The 5,256-nt window shown below is 65.7% G+C and carries 5 protein-coding genes; 1 reads left to right on the top strand and 4 read right to left on the bottom strand.

Annotated elements, in window-relative coordinates; all coding sequences use genetic code 11:
• The coding region (locus tag VGS97_RS07335) for an STAS domain-containing protein (protein ID WP_326852490.1) at nucleotides 1–353 on the bottom strand (353 nt) is incomplete at its 3' end.
• 129 nt (nucleotides 354–482) lie between these two features.
• Here VGS97_RS07335 and VGS97_RS07330 point away from each other — a divergent pair.
• Nucleotides 483–905 (top strand): helix-turn-helix transcriptional regulator, encoded by a 423-nt coding sequence (locus tag VGS97_RS07330; RefSeq protein ID WP_326852489.1) that lies wholly within the window; start codon nucleotides 483–485, stop codon nucleotides 903–905.
• A gap of 9 nt (nucleotides 906–914) precedes the next feature.
• On the opposite strand, the gene VGS97_RS07325 is transcribed toward VGS97_RS07330, so the two are convergent.
• From VGS97_RS07325 to VGS97_RS07315, 3 genes are all read right to left on the bottom strand, one after another.
• Complete coding sequence (locus VGS97_RS07325) at nucleotides 915–1,682, bottom strand: sulfotransferase family protein (RefSeq protein ID WP_326852488.1); 768 nt, start codon at nucleotides 1,680–1,682, stop codon at nucleotides 915–917.
• 247 nt (nucleotides 1,683–1,929) lie between these two features.
• Nucleotides 1,930–3,303, bottom strand: a complete 1,374-nt coding sequence (locus VGS97_RS07320; protein WP_326852487.1) for an FAD-dependent oxidoreductase — start codon at nucleotides 3,301–3,303, stop codon at nucleotides 1,930–1,932.
• Nucleotides 3,304–3,587: 284 nt separating this feature from the next.
• Nucleotides 3,588–5,256 (bottom strand): NEW3 domain-containing protein (locus tag VGS97_RS07315; protein ID WP_326852486.1); only part of this gene is annotated, 1,669 nt, incomplete at its 5' end.

The raw sequence follows: 5,256 nt of genomic DNA, 5'->3' as shown, positions 1-5,256 counted from the left end.
TGCCAGTGCGGTTCAGCGGTGATCGCCTCCGCGACCGTGGCGTACGGCGGGAAGAAACGGATGAGTCCGGTGAGGCGCAGCAGTCGTACTATCCGCTCCTGATCACTGGCCAGGGCGAGCGATCCGTCGTGTGCACGCAGCCGTTTGAAGCCGCCGACCAGCACTCCCAGGCCGGTCGAGTCGAGGAACGTCACGCCGGCGGTGTCGATGACGACATGCCTGACGCCGGTCGAGAGCAGCTCGACGAGGCGCTCTCGCAGCGCCGGCGCCGTGAAAAGGTCGATCTCACCGCCGACGCGCAGCACGGCGCAGTCGCCGTATGGTCCGACGGTCTCCAGGCGCAGATCATGCATCCCGGCCTCCGTGATTGTCATTGCATAGATTGACAAAGCTTCCTGTACAGCTACAGTAGAGCACTGACTGACGCTTCGTCAACGACAAGCTGTCGTTGTCATCACACGCAATGACGTTTGGGAGTCGGGATGCGGGTCGAGGAAGCTGTGGGACGACAGATCGCCCGGCTGCGGGCGCAACGCGGGCTTTCGCTCACCGAGCTCGGCGAGGCGTTGGGGCACTTCCTCGACAAGCCGTGGAGCCGGCAGGCGGTCCACCAGGCCGAGCGCGGGCGCCGTGCGTTCACGGCGGCCGAGCTGACCGCGCTCGCCCTGGTTCTGGACACGTCCGTACCGGCGCTCTTCCGCGCCGAGGATCAGCAGATCGAGCTGCCGGGGCGAGCGGTGCCGCCCGAGGAGTATCGCGGCATCCTGCTCAACCGGGAGGGTGACGCGCCGCTCGACGGAGTCGAGGAGCTGATCGTGGCGCTGCACGACATCGGGCGGGTCCTCTCCCGCCCCGCGCTGGCCCGGCTGGCGCGCATCGGGCGCGCCGCCGACGAGCTCGACTGAGCCGGCGCGTCAGGGCAGGACGTGGGTGAGCGCCAGGGTGATCCCGAGGGCGAGCATCGACAGTACGGTGCTCCCGGCGACTACCTGGAGCGTGTACTTGAGATTGCGGGAGCTGATGTCCTTCTGGAATTCCTGCGCGTCGTTGACCCGCGGGAACGGCTTGTCAGGGACCGGCGCGCCGAGAAACTCGCACAGCGGTTCCCAGCCGTCCGAGACCTGGTAGACGAGCAGCCGGTCGGCGGAGATGTACGCCGCCACCTCCGCGTTGTGCTCAAGGAACGCGTTGATCGCGAACTCCCGGTCGCCCAGGTGGGTGAATTCGCGTCCCTGGAAGATCTTGTTCCACACCTTGTCGAGCATCCGCGCCTCCGCCACGGCGGGCGGATTCACGACGGACAGGAAGGCGTATCCCCAGCGCTGCAAACGATTGCGGCGGCGCAACGGCCACTGGAACATGGTCTTGTACATGCTGTCGGCCCACCGCTGCGGATCGCGGACGGTGAGGATGACCTTGGCCTTCGGGTAGGCCTCGGCCAGTTCCCTCCAGTAGTAGGCCCCAGGCCAGTCCAGCGTCGACTGGAAGCCCTGGTACATCTCGCCCCAGTTCTGGCGCCCGCCGTCGAGGATGCGCCGCCAGGCCTTGAGCCGGTCGGGCCGGTCCATGACCTCCTTCATGTGGTAACAGGGCCCGTACCCGAGTTCCTCAAGCGCGAGCTTGAGCGAGTTGGTACCGGTCCGGCCCATGCCGACGCCGATGACTTCCAGTTTGTTGGACATCGTGTTCTCCAGTGAAATGCCAGCTGGCAGCCGCTGGCGGATTCGGGCAGCACTTGACCTGCGGAGCGCAGTGGGTGGGCGCGCACCGCTGATTTCACCTGTTGCATGTACGAGTGCGTCAGAGGATTGAGGCTCGCGCACGGCACGGCGCAGCGAAGACCTCAACCGTGAAAGACGCCACGAAGCAGCTTCGCACTACTCATAGCCTTGATATGAGCACGCGCAGACGCCGGGCAGACGCCTGCGATCAGTGCAGGTTGTTGAGTGTTTCGTTGAGTCCTTCGGTGGTGGAGGGGTGGGTGTAGATGGTGTCGCGCAGTTGGGTGGCGGTGATGTCGTGGTGGATGGCGAGGGTGAGGGTGTTGATGGTTTCTTGGGCGTCGTTGGTCAGGAGTGCGGCGCCGAGGAGGTGGTCGGTGGTGGCGTCGACGACGAGTTTCATGAGGCCGTGGGTGTTGTTGAGGATGCGTGCGCGGGGTAGGGCGTTCATTTGGTTGATGGGTGTGCTGGCGATTTTCACCGTGTGTCCGCGTTCACGTGCCTGTGTTTCGGTGAGGCCGACGCGGGCGAGAGGCGGTGTGGTGAACAGGGTGTAGGGGACCGGCCCGCGGTTCGTGGTGGTGCGTTGGCTGTTCCCCTGAAGCTGATCCAGGACAATGCGATGGTCATCGAGGGAAAGGTAGGTGTACTGCGGACCACCGGTGACGTCACCGATGGCGTAAATGTGCGGCTGACTGGTCCGCAGATACTCATCAACCTCAACCGCAGCACCAGGCGTGGTTCGCACCCCGGCGGCATCCAGGCCCAAACCCTCGGTGGCGGGGACGCGCCCGGTGGCCACCAGAATCAAATCAGCATCGGTAGTGGCCGCATGGCCGTCGATCTCGTAGCTGATGACGGCGCCGCCGACACGGTCGCTGACGCTGGTCACGCGTGCGCCGGTGGTCAGGGTGACGCCCTGCTCGTGCAGGATGCCGGCGACAGCGGCGGCGACATCCTCATCCTCGGCGGGCAGTATCCGCTGGTGGGCCTCCAGGACAGTGACCTGGGCGCCGAATTGGCTGTAGGTCCCGGCAAACTCAAGGCCGGCGTGGCCACCGCCGACAATGGCCAGGCGCCGGGGCAGTTCCGGAGTGTCGAGCAGCTCCGTACTGGTGACCGCGTATCGGCTCGCTCGCAGGCCAGGCAGGTCGGGGACGGTGGGCTTCGCGCCGGTGTTGATGACGATGGTGTCGGCGCTGATCGTCAGCCGGTCCTGCCCGGCGGTCACTTCCACGCTCTTCGCGTCCACGAACGCGGCATGGCCGGTGACGATGGTGACGGCGTCGATCGCGTCGAGCGTCGCAAAGTTCTTCTGGCGCATCAGGGCGGTCAGCTCGCCGGTCGCGCCGACGGACCTGCGATACCAGGGGCCTGCGATGTGGGTGGCGGGGCGCGTCTCGGCGTGGTGCAGCAGGGCTTTGGTGGGTACGCAGCCGATGTTGATGCAGGTCCCGCCGTACATGCGGCCGGACTGCTCGACCAACGCCACGCTGCGCCCCGCCCGTCCCAGGGCGGCCGCCAGCATCTTGCCGCCCTTGCCGAAGCCAAGGATGAGCACCTCGACACGCATCGTGTTCATGCTTCCACACTCGCCTGATGGGGCAGACTCGACAAGGCGGAAATAGCTCGATTACTGTCGAGAAAATCTCAGACGCCCGAGAAGGATGATTTGGCCTGTCCGCCCCGCTCTGGACGATTGGGTAACGCCACCGCGAACGTGAGGCGAAATGGCAGTGCCCGGCAGTCAAGGTGCTACCTTGACTGCCGGGCACTGCCGATCAGACGCGACGGATGCGTCGGGCCGAGTCGTGAGATTACCCGCGTGACCCGGAATTGCCAGAATTACGGGAATTACCAGTGTTACTAGTCGTTGATCAGATCGAACTCTTCCGACGTGCCGATCGTGGTCTGATTGGCGATCAGCGGGCTCGCACCCGCGTTGGCCGCGGTGACGATGTCGTTGTTGGCGTGCGCCCGGAAACTGACGCTGCCGTCGGCGTTGCGGATGAGGTCGAACTTCTCCCAGGTACCGATCGCCGTCCGGTTCGCGATCAGCGGGTTGGCGCCGGCGTTGTCCGCGGTCACGATCAGGTTGTTCGCGTGCGCCTGGAAGCTCACGCTGCCATCGGAGTTGTAGATGACGTCGAACGTCTCCCACGGGCCGATGGCAGTACGGTTGGCGATCAGCGGGCTCGCACCCGCGTTGTCAGCCGTCACGATGTCGTTGTTGGCGTGAGCACGCAGACTGATCGGCGTGCCGTAGTTGAGGTCGAACTCCTCCCACGGACCGATCGCCGTGCGATTCGCGATCAACGCGCTCGCACCCGCGTTCTCCGCGGTGACGATCATGCTGTTCGCGTGTGCACGGAAGCTGACGCTGCCGTCGGAGTTGTAGATGAGGTCGAACTCCTCCCACGGGCCGATCGCCGTGCGATTCGCGATCAGCGGGCTTGCACCCGCGTTGTCAGCCGTCACGATGTCGTTGTTGGCGTGAGCACGCAGGCTCACACTGCCGTCCGAGTTGCTGATCAGGTCGAACTGCTGCCACTGGCCGACCGCCGTGTTGTTGGCGATCAGTGGGTTGGCTCCGGCGTTGTCCGCAGTGACGTAGTCACCGTTGGCATGGGCGTGCAGCGTGACGACCGTGTTCGTCGAGGGCGTCGTCACCGTCATCGCGAAGATATGCATGGCGGTGGTGCCGGCCGTCGCGCCTGCGCTGACGTTGGGCAGAACCACGGCCTGCACGGTCTTGCCCGCGGTCAGTGGCACCGCCTGATAGTACAGGTGCACCGTCTGGCTGACGTTGCTGCCACCGCCGTTGTTGATGTACGGGAGCGTCGCGGCGATATCCGTACCGCTCACCGGCGTCTTGGACCACCAGTCGGCGAATGCGAGCCCGAATGTCTGGGTGCTGCCGTCGGTGTAGACGACCGTGCCGCTGCCGGATCCCGTCCCGTTGTTGGACGCGCCGAGGACGGCCAGTGTGGTTCCGGAGCCGGAGAGCGGGACGGTCTGGCCGCTGGCCACGATGTTGTCGTTGGTGCCGGACGCGACGTTCGGCCAGGTGATGGCGGCTCCGTCATGATGGAAGGCGCGACCGGGCGTCAGACCTGCGGCGGCGAGTGCTTGTGCGGAGTAGCTGGCGCCGTTGGGTCCGTCGAAGTTGCCCGGCTTGGTGTTCGTGTCGTCGGTGATGCCGACGTTGTTGAGCGCCGCGGTGATCGACGGGTAAGCGATGTTGATCGTGCCGGCGTCCGTGAACGGTCCGGTGCCGCTCAATGTCGCCTGCGCGGAGAGTGCGTACGTGCCCGTAGACGCACTGGAGGGTGCGGTGATGTGCCAGGTGGTGGTGACTGTTTGTCCGGCGGCGACGGTGGCGAACGTGGACGGCGTGGTCGCCGCGACAGTCCACCCGCTCGGCGCGCTCAGCGACAGGGCGATGTTGTTTTGCGTGGTGGTGCCGCCGTTGACGAACACCGTGCTCGCGGTGGCCGTGCCACCCGCGGTGGTCAACGCCGGAGCCGTGAGCGTG

Origin of the sequence: Actinocrinis sp. (assembly GCF_035946395.1) — a bacterium.
Taxonomy (GTDB): Bacteria; Actinomycetota; Actinomycetes; order Streptomycetales; family Catenulisporaceae; genus Actinocrinis.
The sequence above is the reverse complement of the archived record's forward strand: the minus strand, read 5'-3'. Positions and strand labels throughout refer to the sequence as shown.

Bases quoted from the DNA above. Each gene is read 5' to 3' on its own strand.
- VGS97_RS07330 (WP_326852489.1), top strand. From the start codon at position 483: ATGCGGGTCGAGGAAGCTGTGGGACGACAGATCGCCCGGCTGCGGGCG.
- VGS97_RS07325 (WP_326852488.1), bottom strand. From the start codon at position 1,682: ATGTCCAACAAACTGGAAGTCATCGGCGTCGGCATGGGCCGGACCGGT.
- VGS97_RS07320 (WP_326852487.1), bottom strand. From the start codon at position 3,303: ATGAACACGATGCGTGTCGAGGTGCTCATCCTTGGCTTCGGCAAGGGC.